The organism is Arthrobacter sp. SlRoot2-15, from assembly GCF_059739345.1.
The window spans coordinates 3,273,379-3,289,248 of record NZ_AP046058.1 but is presented as its reverse complement, the minus strand read 5'-3'; the positions used below and the strand labels follow the sequence as shown (position 1 = coordinate 3,289,248).

At 67.5% G+C, this 15,870-nt stretch carries 16 protein-coding genes and 1 riboswitch; of the genes, 2 read left to right on the top strand and 14 right to left on the bottom strand.

Annotated features, from left to right (window positions below; all coding sequences use genetic code 11):
- Positions 1 to 5 precede the first annotated feature (5 nt).
- From lepB (AC6I9V_RS15225) to AC6I9V_RS15180, 10 genes are all read right to left on the bottom strand, one after another.
- Complete coding sequence (lepB, locus tag AC6I9V_RS15225; RefSeq protein ID WP_497900023.1) at positions 6 to 926, bottom strand: signal peptidase I; 921 nt, start codon at positions 924 to 926, stop codon at positions 6 to 8.
- The gene (lepB, locus tag AC6I9V_RS15220; RefSeq protein ID WP_497900022.1) at positions 927 to 1,604 is read right to left on the bottom strand and encodes a signal peptidase I; all 678 of its coding nucleotides are present in this window, start codon (positions 1,602 to 1,604) and stop codon (positions 927 to 929) included.
- A 103-nt stretch (positions 1,605 to 1,707) separates the two neighbouring features.
- A complete protein-coding gene (gene rplS, locus AC6I9V_RS15215) occupies positions 1,708 to 2,067 on the bottom strand; it encodes a 50S ribosomal protein L19 (protein ID WP_146337296.1) in 360 nt (119 codons plus the stop codon).
- Positions 2,068 to 2,313: 246 nt separating this feature from the next.
- Positions 2,314 to 3,123 (bottom strand): tRNA (guanosine(37)-N1)-methyltransferase TrmD, encoded by an 810-nt coding sequence (trmD, locus tag AC6I9V_RS15210; RefSeq protein WP_497900021.1) that lies wholly within the window; start codon positions 3,121 to 3,123, stop codon positions 2,314 to 2,316.
- 1 nt (position 3,124) lies between these two features.
- Positions 3,125 to 3,733, bottom strand: a complete 609-nt coding sequence (rimM, locus tag AC6I9V_RS15205; protein ID WP_497900020.1) for a ribosome maturation factor RimM — start codon at positions 3,731 to 3,733, stop codon at positions 3,125 to 3,127.
- Positions 3,734 to 3,860: 127 nt separating this feature from the next.
- Positions 3,861 to 4,103 (bottom strand): RNA-binding protein, encoded by a 243-nt coding sequence (locus AC6I9V_RS15200; RefSeq protein WP_349411459.1) that lies wholly within the window; start codon positions 4,101 to 4,103, stop codon positions 3,861 to 3,863.
- A 1-nt stretch (position 4,104) separates the two neighbouring features.
- The gene (gene rpsP / locus AC6I9V_RS15195; protein WP_138769023.1) at positions 4,105 to 4,527 is read right to left on the bottom strand and encodes a 30S ribosomal protein S16; all 423 of its coding nucleotides are present in this window, start codon (positions 4,525 to 4,527) and stop codon (positions 4,105 to 4,107) included.
- 208 nt (positions 4,528 to 4,735) lie between these two features.
- Positions 4,736 to 5,173, bottom strand: a complete 438-nt coding sequence (locus AC6I9V_RS15190; protein WP_497900019.1) for a hypothetical protein — start codon at positions 5,171 to 5,173, stop codon at positions 4,736 to 4,738.
- Between the two features lie 498 nt (positions 5,174 to 5,671).
- A complete protein-coding gene (locus AC6I9V_RS15185) occupies positions 5,672 to 6,547 on the bottom strand; it encodes a VOC family protein (RefSeq protein ID WP_497900018.1) in 876 nt (291 codons plus the stop codon).
- Between the two features lie 81 nt (positions 6,548 to 6,628).
- Positions 6,629 to 7,729 carry an amidohydrolase family protein gene (locus tag AC6I9V_RS15180; RefSeq protein WP_497900017.1) on the bottom strand — a complete coding sequence of 367 codons (1,101 nt, stop codon included), beginning with the start codon at positions 7,727 to 7,729 and terminating at the stop codon, positions 6,629 to 6,631.
- 101 nt (positions 7,730 to 7,830) lie between these two features.
- Positions 7,831 to 7,938, top strand: a riboswitch (TPP riboswitch).
- Here AC6I9V_RS15180 and thiC point away from each other — a divergent pair.
- On the top strand, positions 7,934 to 9,745 hold the full coding sequence (thiC, locus tag AC6I9V_RS15175) for a phosphomethylpyrimidine synthase ThiC (RefSeq protein WP_497900016.1): 1,812 nt from the start codon (positions 7,934 to 7,936) through the stop codon (positions 9,743 to 9,745). (Overlaps the previous riboswitch by 5 nt.)
- Positions 9,746 to 9,793: 48 nt before the next feature.
- Here thiC and AC6I9V_RS15170 read toward each other — a convergent pair whose 3' ends face one another.
- Both AC6I9V_RS15170 and ffh read right to left on the bottom strand, forming a co-directional pair.
- Positions 9,794 to 10,543, bottom strand: coding sequence for an alpha/beta fold hydrolase (locus AC6I9V_RS15170; protein ID WP_349411463.1), 750 nt, complete (start codon positions 10,541 to 10,543; stop codon positions 9,794 to 9,796).
- Between the two features lie 99 nt (positions 10,544 to 10,642).
- Positions 10,643 to 12,229 (bottom strand): signal recognition particle protein, encoded by a 1,587-nt coding sequence (gene ffh, locus AC6I9V_RS15165; RefSeq protein WP_497900015.1) that lies wholly within the window; start codon positions 12,227 to 12,229, stop codon positions 10,643 to 10,645.
- A 150-nt stretch (positions 12,230 to 12,379) separates the two neighbouring features.
- Here ffh and AC6I9V_RS15160 point away from each other — a divergent pair, with 150 nt between their 5' ends.
- Complete coding sequence (locus AC6I9V_RS15160) at positions 12,380 to 13,768, top strand: glucose-6-phosphate dehydrogenase (protein ID WP_497900014.1); 1,389 nt, start codon at positions 12,380 to 12,382, stop codon at positions 13,766 to 13,768.
- 145 nt (positions 13,769 to 13,913) lie between these two features.
- On the opposite strand, the gene AC6I9V_RS15155 is transcribed toward AC6I9V_RS15160, so the two are convergent.
- On the bottom strand, positions 13,914 to 14,252 hold the full coding sequence (locus AC6I9V_RS15155; protein ID WP_136322366.1) for a P-II family nitrogen regulator: 339 nt from the start codon (positions 14,250 to 14,252) through the stop codon (positions 13,914 to 13,916).
- Positions 14,249 to 15,619 carry an ammonium transporter gene (locus AC6I9V_RS15150; RefSeq protein WP_497900013.1) on the bottom strand — a complete coding sequence of 457 codons (1,371 nt, stop codon included), beginning with the start codon at positions 15,617 to 15,619 and terminating at the stop codon, positions 14,249 to 14,251. Before AC6I9V_RS15150 ends, AC6I9V_RS15155 begins: the two co-directional genes overlap by 4 nt.
- Between the last annotated feature and the right edge of the window lie 251 nt (positions 15,620 to 15,870).

Genomic DNA, 15,870 nt, shown 5'->3' with positions numbered 1-15,870 from the left:
TGTCCTTACTTCCCGGCGGCCGGGACGCTGCGGAAGACGGCCGGGTAGTTGTCCAGGGCCGTGATCCGGTTCAGCGGCCAGGCGATCACGGCGGCTTTGCCCTCGATGTCGGCCACGTCGATGAAGCCGCCGTTGCTTTCCATGTGGGCGCGGGAGTCGGCGGAGTGGTTCCGGTTGTCGCCCATCACCCAGACCTTGCCGGCGGGCACCACGACGTCGAAGTCGCGCACCTGCGGGACCTCGGCACTGTTGATGTATTTCTCGTCCAGCGGGGCACCGTTGACGCTGATCCGGCCGCTGCCGTCGCAGCAGACAACGTGGTCCCCGGGCAGGCCGATGACGCGCTTGACGAGGTGCTGTTCGGAGTTGTCCGGCAGCAGGCCGACAAAGGTCAGCGCGTCCTGCACGCCGGTGAACGGCCCGGCCGGCTTCTGCGCGGTCGGCACGAGCCAGCCCTTGGTGTCCCGGAAAACGACGACGTCGCCGCGCTCCATGGCCATCGGCTCCGGCACCAGCAGGTTGACGAAGATCCGGTCGTTGACGTCCAGGGTGTTCATCATCGACTCGGACGGGATGTAGAACGCCCGGAACAGGAAGGTCTTGATCAGGAAGGACAGTACGACGGCGATCACCACCACGGTGGCGACTTCCTTGAGCCAGAGGAACGCGGGGCTGCGGCCTTCCCGGGCCTTCGCCCGCCGGGCCCTCCCCGACGACGGACCCGCGTGCGACGGACCCGTCTGGGCTGCGTCGGCGGCACGCGCGGGCAACACCGGTTCCGGGGCGTGTTCGCGGCCCGGGGTGTGCTCGGGCCGAGGCACGGCCGGGAGCCGCGTCGTCGGGTGGTCGGCGCCCGGGATGGGCGAGGAGGTCACCCGGGGCTCGTCGTTCCCCTGATCAGGTGTCCGGGGTCCGGTCTCGGGCATCTACTGTCCGTTCTTCATCGTTGTGGCGGCCACGGTGGGCCGCGGTATTTCTGCAAATCTATCAAGCGGCCAGAGGATCTGTACCGGCCGGCCAATGACACGGTCCAGCGGTACCATTCCACCGCCGGGGGCCCCCAGCAGGCTGCGGGAATCGGCCGACTTTGAGCGGTGGTCGCCCATTAGCCAGAGCCGGCCGTCCGGGACCAGCACGTTGAACTTGAGCTGGCTCGGAACGTCGCCCCCAAACACATACGGTTCCTCAACTGGCTGGCCGTTGACTGTGAGACGGCTGTCCGCGTCGCAGCACACCACGTGGTCACCGGGCAGCCCGACAACGCGTTTGACGTAGGTGGTGTCGCTGCCGGTCAGGCCCAGCCAGTGGCCCGCCGCGGCGAGGAAGTCGGCGGCCGGGCCCTTGCCGCTGTTCAGCGGGGCGAAGGAGCCGCGGCCGTCGAAGACCACGACGTCGCCGCGGCGCACCGGTTCGGCCGCGAAGTCGGTCCGGGATACCACGATCCGGTCCCCGTCGCGGAGGAGCGGCTCCATCGACGCCGAGGGGATGAAATAGACGTCCAGCCAGAGCGAGCGGACCAGTCCGCTGATGGCCACGGCGAGGACCAGGCCCAGAAGCACAAAACGCCAGCCCAGTTTCCTGGGCCGGCGTTTTGTCTGTTCCATGATCCGTGTCCTCTAACGCTTTTCTCAGTTGAACGGCGCAGTGGCAGACGGTCCGGGCGAATGCCTGGACCCTCCATGGATCCGCTGTGAAAGTCCGGAGGACTTACTTGGCGGTCTGGAAGTCGCGCTTTTCCTTGATCTTCGCAGCCTTACCGCGCAGTGCACGCATGTAGTAAAGCTTGGCGCGGCGCACGTCACCCTTGGAGACGAGCTCGATCTTGTCGATGATCGGGGAGTGCACCGGGAAGGTACGCTCCACGCCGACGCCGAAGGAGACCTTGCGGACGGTGAAGGTTTCGCGGACGCCGTCACCCTGGCGGCCCAGGACGAAGCCCTGGAAGACCTGGACGCGGGAGTTCTTGCCTTCGATGATGTTCACGTGCACCTTGATGGTGTCACCGGCGCGGAACTCGGGAACATCGGTGCGCAGCGAGGCTGCGTCTACGGAATCGAGGATATGCATTGATCCACTCCTGGTGAACGCCACAGGTCATTCACGTTGGGTCACGGCGGCCAAGCCCGGATGCAGTGCACCGGAAATTCCCGCCGAAAGTTTTGTCGTTCCGGCTCCGTCAGGACTTGACGGCGCCGGGGTGCCGCGCTGTTGGTGACGCTCCCCCTGTGGCAGGTTCGCACCCAGCAGGCACAAGGACTAATTTTGCCACAAACCGGTTCGTTTTGGTGAATTGGCCTCCGTGGAGTCGGCGGCTCAGGCGTCGGGGCGGCGCTTCAGCCGGCCGTCGACGACGTCGTACCCGAGGTCCCCGAAAGCGGTGCGGTCCGCACGGGGCAGCTTTCCGGCGTCGAACGCGTCCAGCAGGTCCGGGCGGCGCTCCGCGGTGCGCCGGTACTGTTCGTGCCGGCGCCATTGCGCGATCTTGCCGTGGTTGCCGCTGAGCAGCACCGCCGGAACCTCCCGGTCCCGCCAGCTGGAGGGTTTGGTGTACACGGGATATTCCAGCAGGCCGTCGGAGTGGGATTCCTCCACCAGTGACTCGGGGTTGCCGACGACGCCGGGCAGCAGCCGGCCGACGGCTTCGACCATGGCCAGCACGGCCACCTCGCCGCCGTTCAGCACGTAGTCGCCGAGGCTCATGGGCCGCACGGTGAAGTGCTCGGCGGCCCATTCCAAGACGCGCTCATCGATGCCCTCGTAGCGGCCGCAGGCGAAGACGAGCTGGTCCTCTTCCGCGAGTTCGTGGGCGATCGCCTGGCTGAACCGCTCCCCCGCCGGGGACGGCACGATCAGCACGGGCTTGCGGGCGGTGCCCGGTTCAGGCGCCTTCGGGCCGGCCTCGGCCACGGCGGTCAGGGCCTGGGCCCAGGGCTCCGGCTTCATCACCATGCCGGCGCCGCCGCCGTACGAGGTGTCGTCCACCGTGCGGTGCCGGTCCGTGGTGAAGTCGCGGAGGTCGTGGACGGTTAGTTCCAGCAGCCCGTCCTGGCGCGCTTTCCCGATCAAGGATAGCTCCAGTGGCGCCAGGTACTCGGGGAAGATGCTGACGACGTCGATCCGCATCTTAGGCGTTATCCCCGGCGGCGGGCGCCGCGTTCTTGTCATCGTTACCGCTGTCGGCGCCGGCATTGTCGGCGTCGCCGTCGTCCGGGGTCGCGCCGGCGTCGGTGTTGACCTCGAAAAGGCCGGCCGGCGGGGTGACGAGGACGTATTTGTCGGCGACGTTGACCTCGGGGACGATCTGCTCCACGAACGGGATCAGGATTTCCTTGCCGGCCTGGTCGGTCACCACCAGCAGGTCCTGGACGGGCATGGTGTGCAGCCCGGATACCTTCCCGACGACCGCGTCGCCGACCCGGACGTCCAGGCCCACGAGCTCGTGCTCGTACCAGCCCTCGTCGTCGTCCTCGTCCAGTTCCTCGGTCTCGATGAAGAGCTTCGCCCCGCGGAGGGCCTCCGCATCGTTGCGGGTTTCAACTTCCTCGAAGGCCAGCAGCAGGATGTCCTTGTTCCAGCGGGCGCTCTCCACGGTCAGCGGCCCGGCCGAGGCCGGTTCCACCACAAACTGCGTGCCGGGAACAAAGCGGTCACCGGGCGCATCCGTGAGCACCTGGACGGTCACTTCGCCGCGGATGCCGTGGGGCTTGCCGATTCGTGCCACCTGAAGCTGCATCTGTTCCTCTGTTCGGGTTCTCTTGAAATCTAGGGGGTGTGGGGCGTTTTGCTGCGCAAAACAGTCCGGCCCCTCCACCATAAGCTGGTGGAGGGGCCGGACTAAAGATCAAGTAATGCTGGCTACGCTACCGGCGGCGGTCGGTGTCGACGACGTCGACCCTGACCGGTTCGCCGTCGGCCAGTGCCGCCACCACGGTTCGCAGTGCGCGTGCGGTGCGGCCCTGGCGTCCGATCACCCGTCCGAGGTCTTCCTGATGAACGCGCACCTCGAGGGTATCCCCGCGGCGGTTGTTCTTCGCAGAGACCTTGACGTCCTCGGGGCTGTCAACAATCCCGCGGACCAGGTGTTCGAGCGCTTCTGCCAGCAATTTACTCAGCCTCGGTGGTCTCTGCTTCGGCGTCGGCGGGAGCCTCGGCTGCGTCGTCCTTCTTGGCCTTCTTGGTGATGGCTTCCGGGATGATCACGGAACCCTTTTCCGGGGTGACGAAGGCTTCCTTGGGAGCCTTGGTCTTCAAGGTGCCCTCCTGGCCCGGGAGTCCCTTGAACTTCTGCCAGTCACCGGTGATCTTCAGGATCGCGGCAACCTGCTCGGACGGCTGTGCGCCGACGCCGAGCCAGTACTGGGCACGGTCCGTGTCGACCTCGATGTACGAGGGCTCTTCGGTCGGGTGGTACTTGCCGATCTCTTCGATGGCACGGCCATCACGCTTGGAGCGTGCGTCCATGACGACGATGCGGTAGTACGGTGCGCGCATCTTACCGAAGCGCTTAAGGCGAATCTTTACGGCCACTTTTGTGGTCACTCCTGTTTCTGAAACGGGGTCGAGCCCGGCGTTCTGCACCCGTGGGGCGGGCCGTACTAGGGGGTTCTAAAGGACAGGATCCGGACGCGGAGAGAGGGGCCACGCAGATCGAGTACCTGTTCATTGTGCCAGATCACCGCGCGGATTTCGACTTGACACCCGCGGCGGGGGTGATTGGGGGCGATTTGCCCGGGCGTCAAGATGTCCAGACGTAAAGTCCGGCTTTGGTTGCGGGGTCGACGCCGGCGGCGAGGTCAGCGAGCTGGCGGACGTAGCGGGCAGCCTGGTCCACCCCGAAGGGCATGTCTTCCTCAGCGGCCCAGCCTTCGGCGACCTCGGTGAGGACGTCGCCCTCCCCCTCGGTCTCGTAGCTGAGCAGGTCTGCCAGGGCCCGGACCATCGCGGCCGGAACGCCCAGCAGCGAGTCACTGGCCACGTCCACCATGGCGAGCTCATAGTCGGCGCCCGCGGCGTGCACCGCGGTGCCGGCCAGGTCGCCCAGCCGCTCGATTTCGAAGTCGCTGATGTCCGCGATCCGGAGAGCGCCGGCTGCCGCTGCGGCTCCGCGGTCGAGGGCTGCGGCGCGCTTGAGTGCGGCGTCATGGGTGGCCACGAAGATTTCAGTAAATCCCAATGAGCTCATCCTTAGCTGTCAGGCGGCACACGGCCGCGGTTTTGGCGTCACTTCAGCCTAGCCGCTCTTACCCGGGCCGCCGGAACGGGCATGCCCATTGCAGGTGCAAGCCCACGGACGGACATGCCCATCGCCCGACCCCCAGCGATGGTCATGCCACTCTGGGCCCGAGCATCCGGACGGGCATGTCCATCGCTGGCGCCGAGCATTGGACATAGCCAGGTTATGTCCATTCCTCGGTGCGTCGACCGGACATGCCCCTCGAACCAGCCCCGCACCAGACGCGCATGCTCGGCCGCAGCACCACGGGATGGGCATGCCCAGCGGCCAGGTTCGAGAATGGGCATGCTCAGCGGGCAGGCTCAAGGATGGGCATGCTCATCCTGCGTGGCATCGAAGGATGGGCATGCTCATTGGTGGAGCCGAACGTTGGGCATGTCCGGTGTACGGCCGCCGGCAACGGGCATGTCCGGGCATGTCCGGGAACGTCCGGAGCTGCTAGCGGACGGCGACGCGGATCCGGTTGCGCCACGGATCCTCGAAGCGCAGCTCGGCCCCGGTGTGGTGCGACTGGACGCCGGCGGTCCTGAGCCGGTCCGCCAGGGCGCCGACGTCGTCGCCGGACGGTACTTCGATCAGCACCTCGCCGAGACCCAGCGTGTCGCGGCGCGGGCCGGCGCCGCGGCTGTTCCAGACGTTCATGGCCATGTGGTAGTGGTAACCGCCGGCGGAGACGAAAAGAGCCTGGCCGTGCCAGCCGGCGGTCTTCTCGAAGCCGAGAGTGCCGACGTAGAAATCGTGCGCGGACTGCACATCGCCGACCTGCAGATGGACGTGCCCGACACCGGCGTCCGCCTCCCGCTGCCCGGCAAGCGATGCTTCGGTGAGGTGCTGCTCCAGGTAGCGCTGCGGCGGCAGGGCAAGACTGTCCATCACCACGTTCTTGCCCTCCCAGGACCAGGCCTCGCGCGGCCGGTCCCAGTAGAGCTCGATACCGTTACCCTCGGGGTCGTTGAAGTAGAAGGCCTCGCTGACAAGGTGGTCCGCGCTGCCGGTGAAGGACTGCGGCTCATACTGTGCCGCGGAGGCGACGGTCGCCGCCAGGGAAGGCTGGTCGTTGAACAGCAGGGCGGTGTGGAAGAGACCGGCCTCGCCGCGGGAGGGCAGGTTCAGCCCGGGGGCCGGGGCCAGGTGGACCAGCGGCTTGGCCTGGCGCCCGAGGTAGAGTCCACCGTCCTGCTCGGCGACGATGTCGAGGCCGAGAGCGCGCTGGTAGTAATCGGTCATCATCTTCATGTCGCCGACCTTGAGCATCACGGTGCCCATGGTGAGTTCGGCAGGAAGGAGATCCTGGGTGCTGGCTTCTGCGGTCATCGAAACCCTCCGGTGGTCCTGTGGCCGCCGACCCTCGGCGACCTTACATAAAGGTAAATTACTTGAAGCTTCAATTTATTCCTAGGGCGCAACACCTCCGTGGCGGCTCAATTCGCCGCGCAACACGATGCTCCGGGGCGTTTGCAGGGTGGCGAGGTTCCTGCGGGGGTCCTCGGCGCAAACAAGGACGTCGGCACTGGCGCCCTCCGCGATAGCGTCGGCCAAGAGCCAGTCCCGCGCGGCCCAGGTTGCGGCGTCGAGGGCGGCACCGGCGGGGATCCCGGCGGCGTGCAGCGCCTCGACCTCGTCCGCAATGCGTCCATGCTTGATGACGCTGCCGGCGTCTGTTCCTGCGTAGATGGCCACCCCGGCTTCGTACGCTTCGAGAATCCGTTCGGCGCGGCGTTCCCAGAGCGCGAGCATCTGTTCCGCGTACCGGGGGAACTTCGCCTCGGCCTGGGCCGCGATGGCCGAGAAGGTCGCGATGTTGATCAGCGTGGGAACAATCGGAACACCCTGTTCAACGAATCGGGGCAGGTGGCGGGGAAGCAGCCCGGTTCCGTGTTCGATGCAGTCGATGCCGGCGTCGAGCATGTCATCGAGAGTGTCCTCCGCGAAGCAATGCGCCGTGACGCGGGCGCCTTCGTCATGGGCGGCCCGGACTGCGTCCTTGACGTGCCGTGCCGGGAAGCTGGCGGCGAGAACACCGGCGTCGCGGTCGATCCAGTCCCCCACCAACTTGACCCAGCCGTCCCCGGCCCGGGCCTGCTTGCGGACAGCCTCCACGAGGTCCTCGGGTTCCACCTCGACGGCGAAGCCGCGCAGGTACCGGCGCGTCCTCGCGATGTGCCGGCCCGAGCGAATGAGGCGCGGCAGCTCCTTGCGCTGCTGCAGCCAACGGGTGTTGTGCACGGCGCCCGCGTCGCGGACCAGCAGGGTTCCCGCGTCACGGTCGGTCAGGGCCTGCTGTTCCGCCACGTCCTCCGGGACATCGCCGCCGGGGCCGAGCCCGATATGACAGTGCGCGTCGACCAGCCCGGGGATGACCCACCCGTCCAGCACGCGATCCGACGCGGCCGCGGGACGGTTGAACGTCAGAAGGCCGTCCACGGCCCACAGTCCTCGCCGTTCCTGGTCCGCCGCGGTGAGGACCGGGCCGCTGAACTCGATGATGCTGCTCACGGGTTATAGCCTAATCCGCCTGGCTGTCCGCCGTCCCACTGCGTCCGGCTCCAATGACGCTCAGGGCCTGAGGGCATCCCGGCAGGCTGTGGTAGCTTCGTCTACGACCACACGGGTGCCCTTGCAGGGGCTGAGATCGGGCTGACGCAGCCTGCGACCGTTGAACCTGTCCGGGTAATGCCGGCGAAGGAAGTGAGTATTTCTTTGAGCGCAACAAATTCCCAGCACCTCCCTGCCCAGAACAGGGACGGCTTCGCAGCGAGCCCCGTCACGCAGTCAATGAAGTCGCATGCCCTTGTGTATGTCGAGGACGGCGGGATCCGCGTCCCCATGACCGAAGTCGCCCTGGAACCCTCTCCGGGCGGCGTCACGAATCCACCGTTTCGCGTTTACCGCACCGCCGGCCCGGGAAGCGACCCGGTGGTGGGGCTGGCCCCCTTCCGCCGGGACTGGATCAACGGGCGCGGGGACACGGAATCCTACAGCGGCCGGGAACGGACCCTGCTCGACGACGGGAAGTCCGCCGTTCGACGGGGCGCCGCCTCGGCGGAATGGCAGGGCGCACCGCCGGAGCCGCGCCGCGCCGTTGAAGGACGGACGGTGACCCAGATGCACTATGCGCGGCAAGGCATCGTGACACCGGAGATGCGCTTCGTCGCCCTGCGGGAGAACTGCGACGTCGAGCTGGTCCGGAACGAAGTCGCCGCGGGCCGGGCCATCATCCCGAGCAACATCAACCACCCGGAGTCCGAGCCGATGATCATCGGGAAGGCGTTCCTGGTCAAGATCAATGCGAACATCGGCAACTCCGCGGTGACCAGCTCCATCGCCGAGGAAGTCGACAAGCTCCAATGGGCCACGCGGTGGGGCGCGGACACGGTGATGGACCTGTCGACCGGGGACGATATCCATACGACCCGCGAATGGATCATCCGCAATTCCCCCGTTCCCATCGGCACGGTCCCGATTTACCAGGCACTGGAAAAGGTCAACGGCGAAGCAAACGCCCTGACCTGGGAGATCTTCCGTGACACGGTGATCGAACAGTGCGAGCAGGGCGTCGACTACATGACCATCCACGCCGGGGTGCTGCTGCGGTACGTCCCGCTGACCGCCAACCGGGTCACCGGCATCGTGTCCCGCGGCGGTTCCATCATGGCCGGGTGGTGCCTTGCGCACCATCAGGAGAACTTTCTCTACACGCATTTCGACGAGCTGTGCGAAATTTTCGCCCGCTACGACGTCGCCTTCTCTCTCGGCGACGGTCTGCGGCCGGGGTCCACGGCGGACGCTAACGACGCCGCGCAGTTTGCCGAACTGGACACCCTGGCCGAGCTCACGCAACGGGCCTGGGACTTTGAAGTCCAGGTCATGGTGGAAGGCCCGGGCCATGTGCCGTTCCACCTCGTCCGGGAAAACGTGGAGCGCCAGCAGGAACTCTGCAAGGGCGCGCCCTTCTACACCTTGGGGCCGCTGGTCACGGACATCGCACCGGGCTATGACCACATCACCTCGGCCATTGGCGCCACCGAGATCGCCCGTTACGGGACCGCCATGCTCTGCTACGTCACGCCGAAGGAGCATCTGGGGCTGCCGAACAAGGACGACGTGAAGACCGGCGTGATCACCTACAAGATCGCCGCGCATGCCGCCGACCTCGCCAAGGGTCACCCCGGGGCGCACGAACGTGACGATGCCCTGTCCAAGGCCCGGTTTGAATTCCGTTGGCGGGACCAGTTCGCGCTTTCCCTGGACCCGGTGACCGCTGAGGCATTCCACGACGAGACCCTGCCGGCGGAGCCAGCCAAGACAGCCCATTTCTGCTCGATGTGCGGGCCGAAGTTCTGCTCCATGCGGATCAGCCAGGATATCCGCGAGGAATACGGTTCGGCCGCATCGCAGACGGCGTTGGCCCAGATGGCGGCGGGAATGCGGGAGAAAAGCAACGAATTCCTGGCGGCCGGCGGCAAGGTCTACCTTCCTGAGCCCACCGTGGGCGCACCCGTAGAGGCCTAGCCGGGGTCGGGCAGCCGTCCAGGCGGGTGGTCGCCCTGGAGTCGCGTGCTAGGACGCGTGGGCGTGCCGGCTGCGGTTGACGTCGGCGATAAACGAGCGGATGGCCCGGTCGCCTTCCTTCGAGTCCTGCGGCCGGTGCCCGCCCGGGGCTGTGCGGTGCAGGGCGCCGGTTTCGCGCAGGTAGCCGGCGATTTCCTCATACAGCGGTTCCCAGCCGCCGGTGAGGACCAGGGTGGGCACGCCCGGTACGATCTGCAGCGGGGCGTCCCAGGGCGGCGCCTGGAGGCGGAGCCGGCGCTGTTCCCGTCCGTCGTCGGCCGCCGGGGCGCCCACGGTTCCGCGGACCGGGGCGTGGGCGGCGAAGACCCGGCGCACGAACTCGCGGTGGAAATCCTCGTCGCCGAGCTGGTGCCGGACGTCGAAGAGCGGCTGCATCAGCGCCCGGTGCGCCGCCGTCGCCGGCAGTTCGGCGGTCAGCGAAAAGCAGGCGGGTTCGACCAAGGTCAGGGACCGGACCAGATCGGGACGTTCGACGGCGGCCATCATCGCTGCGATGGCCCCCTGCGAATGCGCCACCACGTGGCCGCCGGCCTCGCCGCGGCCGTCGTCGGCAAGGGCGCGCAGTACAATCGCCGCGTCCGCGGCGAAGTCCGTTTCCAGCGGTTCGGCGACGGCGTCGAAGCCGTGCCGGCGCAGGAACAGGGCGTCGTAGCTCAGCGCCATGCCATGCTGCTTCGGCCACGCCGCGGCGCCGAAACTGCCGGCCCCGTGGACGAAAACTACGCGCTGCTTGAACATGCCCTAAGCCTATGGCACCGCCCCGTCATCGGGGCCGGCGACATACTGGCCGTCGGCATGCTGCCCGCCCCCGAACTGCCGGAGCCTGGGAGGCTCCCGCTACTTGCTGCCGCCGAGGAACTTGTCGAAGCCCTTGGGCAGGTTCAGCTGGGACGGGTCGAACTCGCCGCCCTGCTGGCCGAAGGCTGCGCCGGTGGGCACGGCCTTGGCCCCGGCGGCACGGCGCGCCTCGGCATCCTTGAGCTCCTGCGCGGCCTTGGCCGGGTTGCCGGAGCGGGCCTTCTTCTTCGGCGCGCTCTTGGCACCCTTGCGGGCACCGCCGCCGCCCATGCCCGGCATCCCCGGCATCCCCGGCATGCCGCCGCCGGCAGCCATTTTCTTCATCATCTTCTGGGCCTGCGCAAAGCGTTCCAGCAGTCCGTTGACCTCGGAGACGTGCACACCGGAACCGCGGGCAATGCGGGCACGGCGCGAACCGTTGATGATCTTCGGGGCCACGCGCTCGTGCGGGGTCATGGACCGGACGATCGCCTCGACGCGGTCGATCTCCCGCTCGTCGAACTGCTCCAGTTGCTGGCGGATGTTCTGGGCGCCCGGCATCATCATGAGCATTTTCTTCATCGAGCCCATGTTGCGGATCTGCTGCATCTGGGCGAGGAAGTCCTCGAGCGTGAAGTCTTCCTGGTCGGCGAACTTCTTCGCCATCCGGGCCGCTTCGTCCTTGTCCCAGGACTTTTCGGCCTGCTCGATCAGGGTGAGGACGTCACCCATGTCGAGGATGCGCGAAGCCATCCGGTCCGGGTGGAACAGCTCAAAGTCGTCCAGGCCTTCGCCGGTGGACGCGAACATCACGGGCTTGCCGGTGACAGACGCGACGGAGAGCGCGGCACCGCCGCGGGCGTCGCCGTCGAGCTTGGAGAGCACGATGCCGGTGAAGTTGACACCCTCATCGAACGCCATGGCCGTGTTGACGGCGTCCTGGCCGATCATGGAGTCGATCACGAAGAGGACTTCGTTGGGGACGATCGCCTGGCGGATCCGGCGGGCCTGGTCCATCATTTCGGCGTCGACGCCGAGGCGGCCGGCGGTGTCCACGATCACGACGTCGTGCAGGGTGCGCTTGGCTTCCTCGACGCCGGCACGGGCGACGGCGACCGGGTCGCCGGTCGGGTGGTCCAGTTCGGTGGAGGTGGCGCCGGGGTGCGGGGCAAAGACGGGGACGCCGGCGCGCTGGCCGACGACCTGCAGCTGCGTCACGGCGTTGGGGCGCTGCAGGTCGCAGGCCACCAGCATGGGGCTGTGGCCCTGCGCCTTGAGGTACTTGGAGAGCTTGCCGGCGAGGGTGGTCTTGCCGGCGCCCTGGAGCCCGGCGAGCATGATGATGGTGGGCCCGGTCTTGGCCAGGCGGATCCGGCGGGTTTCGCCGCCGAGGATCTCGACGAGCTCCTCATTGACGATCTTCACGATCTGCTGGCTCGGGTTCAGCGCCCCGGAGACCTCCGCGCCGAGGGCACGCTCACGCACGCGGCCGGTGAACTCCCGGACCACCGGCACGGCAACGTCGGCATCCAGCAGGGCACGCCGGATTTCGCGGACCGTGGCGTCAACGTCCGCCTCGGTGAGGCGGCCCTTGCCACGGAGGTTCTTGAAGGTTGCTGTCAACCGGTCAGAGAGTGAATTGAACACGCGCCGTGCACTTCTTTCAGTGGATCTACAGCTGGCGGCCGGAGCGGCACGCCAGAGTCGTGACTGTTTCGCCGGAACGAACTGCCTCGACAACGGGACTCGACTATCTAGGGTACCAAGACGCGCCTTCAAGGTGGCATGCTGGCGTAGGTGACCAGTCAAACAACGGTAAAGACCTTGCTCATCCTCGGCGCCTCGGGCGACCTGACCGGCAGGCTGCTGCTGCCGGGCCTGGCCAGGCTGGTGGCCCGGGGCCACGCCCCCGGGCTCACGCTGGTGGGCGCCGGCTCGGACGACTGGGCCCCGGAGAAGTGGCTGGAGCGGCTGGAGACGTCCTTCGCCGACGCCAATTCCCAGGCCGACTCGGCCGGCAAGCGGGAGCTGAAGCGGATCCGCGAGAGCACCAGCTACCACCGGCTGGACGTCACAGCGGCGGGCGAGCTGGCCGGGCTCCTGGCCACTTTGGAGGGTCCCGTGGCCGTGTACTTCGCGTTGCCGCCCAAGATCAGCCAGCTGGCCTGCGAGGCCCTGACTCCGGAGCAGGTGCCGGCAGGGACCCGGCTCGTGATGGAAAAACCGTTCGGTTCCAGCGAGGAGTCCGCGCGCGAGCTGAACAGGACGCTCGCGGCGCTGGTCCCGGAGGACCACATCCACCGGGTGGACCACTTCCTGGGCAAAGCGACGGTCCTGAACATCCTGGGCCTGCGTTTCGCGAACACCTTCCTGGAGCCGGTGTGGAACCGGGACTATGTCGAGAAGGTGGAGATCATCTTCGACGAGGACCTCGCGCTGGAGGGCCGGGCCCGCTATTACGACGGCGCCGGTGCCCTGCGTGACATGATCCAGAGCCACCTGCTGCAGATCATGGCCCTGATGGCGATCGAACCGCCTGCCTCGGTGGACGAGCGGGACCTGCGGGACGCCGTCGCCACGCTCCTTCGCGCCAGCAGCATCAAGGCTCCGTACGCCAAGAACACCCGCCGCGCCCGCTACACCGCCGGCTCGATCGACGGCCGCAAGGTCCCGGACTACGCCAAGGAGGAGGGCGTGGACGCGTCCCGGAACACGGAGACCCTCGCGGAGGTGCAGGTGGACATCGACAACTGGCGCTGGGAGGGTGTGCCCTTCGTCCTCCGTTCCGGCAAGGCCTTGGGCGCCATGCGCAAGGAGGCCGTGGTGACCTTCCGGCCGGTGCCGCACCTGCCCAAGGGCTTCACCGGCGTCGACTCCCCCAACCAGCTGCGGATCGGCTTCGGCCCGGACACCCTGCAGTTCGACGTCGACGTCAACGGCCCCGGCAATATCCTCAGCCTGGACCGGGCCACCCTGAAGGCCGAGCTGAGCGCCTCCGAGCTGCTGCCCTACGGTGAAGTCCTCGAAGGCGTCCTCAACGGCGACCCGTTGCTCTCCGTGCGCGGCGACACCGCCGAAGACTGCTGGCGCATCCTCGAGCCCGTGCTGAAAGCCTGGGCCCGCGACAGCGTTCCGCTGGAGGAATACGCTGCCGGAACCCCCGGTCCGGAGGGCTGGCCGGCGTAGCCGCCGGCAACAGCCCGCGGCGACGGCCAAGCGGGAACGACAAAGCGGGCCGGACACCTTTTCAGGTATCCGGCCCGCTGTCGCAACCCCCGATCGCGGCCCCGCTCGCTGTCCGCTGGCGCGTCGCGGCTGGGGGGGCTGCCGCCTAGATGGCTGCCGCGCCGCGTTCCCCGGTGCGGACGCGCACGGCTTCGAACACATCCATCGTCCAGACCTTCCCGTCACCGGCCCGGCCGGTGTTCGAGCTGGCGATGATGACATCCAGGATGTCGTCCGCCTGTTCGTCGGTGGCGAGCACCTCGACCCGGATCTTGGGCAGCAGGTCCACGTTGTACTCGGCGCCGCGGTACACCTCGGTGTAGCCGCGCTGCCGGCCGTAGCCGCTGGCCGCGCTGACCGTCAGGCCCTGCACCCCGTAGGCTTCCAGGCCCTCCCTGATGGCGTCGAGCTTTTCCGGACGGACGATTGCTGTGATCAGTTTCATGCCCCCACACTTTCCTTGCCTGCTGCGGTCTTCTTGCCGTTGGACGCCGCGTCCACGGTTCCGGCGGCGGCGGCTTCGGCAGCCCCGCCTTCCGGCTTGCCGGTGATGAGCTCGTGCAGCGGCTGGAAGCTTCCGCCGTGGCCGCCGACGCCGAACTCGTACGCCGTCTCGGCGTGCAGGCTCAGGTCCACACCCACGACTTCCTGCTCCTGGGAAACCCGGAAGCCCATGGTCTTGTGGATGGCGAAGGCAATCAGCGCCGTGAGGACGGCGGAGTAGACGATCGCCACGCCGGCCACTGCGAGCTGGGCCCAGAGCTGGGTGAAGCCGCCGCCGTAGAAGAGGCCGCCGCCGACGCCGTCGGCCGGGAGGGCGATGAAGCCCAGCGCCACGGTGCCGATGATGCCGGAGACCAGGTGGACGCCGACGACGTCGAGCGAGTCGTCAAAGCCCCAGCGGAACTTCAGGCCGACGGCCAGGGCCGAAGCCACGCCTGCCACGACGCCGAGGCCGAGGGCTCCGACCGGGCTGACGTTGGCACAGGCCGGGGTGATGGCGACCAGGCCGGCCACCACGCCGGAGGCGGCGCCGAGCGAGGTCGGGTGGCCGTCGCGGATGCGTTCCGTGATGAGCCAGCCGAGCATGGCAGCGGCGGGCGCTGCGAGCGTGTTGACCCAGATCAGGCCGGCCTGCTCGGATGTCGTGGCGGCACCGGCGTTGAAGCCGAACCAGCCGAACCAGAGGATGGCCGCGCCCAGCATCACGAACGGGATGTTGTGCGGGCGGTGGTTCGGGTCCTTGCCGAAGCCGCGGCGGTTGCCGATGATCAGGACCAGGACCAGTGCCGCGACGCCGGCGTTGATGTGGACCACGGTGCCGCCGGCGAAGTCGATGGCCGGGCCGAGGGCCTTGCCGATCTCACCCTCGGGGCCGAAGATGCCGCCGCCCCAGACCATGTAGGCCAGCGGGCAGTACACCAGGGTGACCCAGACCGGGACGAACACGGTCCAGGCGCCGAACTTGGCGCGGTCAGCGATCGCGCCGCTGATCAGGGCCACCGTGATGATGGCGAAGGTGGCCGCGTAGCCGACCTTGATCAGGCCGTCCGGGGTGGTGATGCCTTCGACGCCGAAGGTGGCGAACGGGTTCCCGACGATCTCCAGGAAGCCTTCGCCCGAGCTCATTGAGGCGCCCCAGAGCACCCACACCACACCGACCATGCCGATGGAGATGAAGCTCATCATCATCATGTTCAGTGCGGCCTTGGCGCGCGTCATGCCGCCGTAGAAAAATGCGAGTCCAGGTGTCATGAACAGCACTAGTGCTGCTGCCACCATCAGCCATACGTGACCTGCGGTAAGTTCCATGGTGCACGTCCTCCCTTGCTTAGAATTACGTTCGATGCGATCTGAGATGTCCGGCGGATCGCTCCGCCTGCCCCAACGCTGTTTGCGTTCTAAGAAGAGTTTGCTGGTGCCGTGTTTCACCGGCGGAGGATTTACATTGCCGGGCTGTTACAAGAACCTCCCGGAAGTAAATGGTGCGTCTCGTGCTTGTTACGGTTATGTTTCACGCCTTCCATCACGCCCCGCCGGCCGCAAGGCACTAAAAGCGGCAC

Coding starts and splice junctions, on each gene's coding strand:
- lepB (WP_497900023.1), bottom strand. CDS start 926: ATGCCCGAGACCGGACCCCGGACACCTGATCAGGGGAACGACGAGCCC.
- lepB (WP_497900022.1), bottom strand. CDS start 1,604: ATGGAACAGACAAAACGCCGGCCCAGGAAACTGGGCTGGCGTTTTGTG.
- rplS (WP_146337296.1), bottom strand. CDS start 2,067: ATGCATATCCTCGATTCCGTAGACGCAGCCTCGCTGCGCACCGATGTT.
- trmD (WP_497900021.1), bottom strand. CDS start 3,123: ATGCGGATCGACGTCGTCAGCATCTTCCCCGAGTACCTGGCGCCACTG.
- rimM (WP_497900020.1), bottom strand. CDS start 3,733: ATGCAGCTTCAGGTGGCACGAATCGGCAAGCCCCACGGCATCCGCGGC.
- AC6I9V_RS15185 (WP_497900018.1), bottom strand. CDS start 6,547: ATGACCGCAGAAGCCAGCACCCAGGATCTCCTTCCTGCCGAACTCACC.
- AC6I9V_RS15170 (WP_349411463.1), bottom strand. CDS start 10,543: ATGTTCAAGCAGCGCGTAGTTTTCGTCCACGGGGCCGGCAGTTTCGGC.
- AC6I9V_RS15155 (WP_136322366.1), bottom strand. CDS start 14,252: ATGAAACTGATCACAGCAATCGTCCGTCCGGAAAAGCTCGACGCCATC.
- AC6I9V_RS15150 (WP_497900013.1), bottom strand. CDS start 15,619: ATGGAACTTACCGCAGGTCACGTATGGCTGATGGTGGCAGCAGCACTA.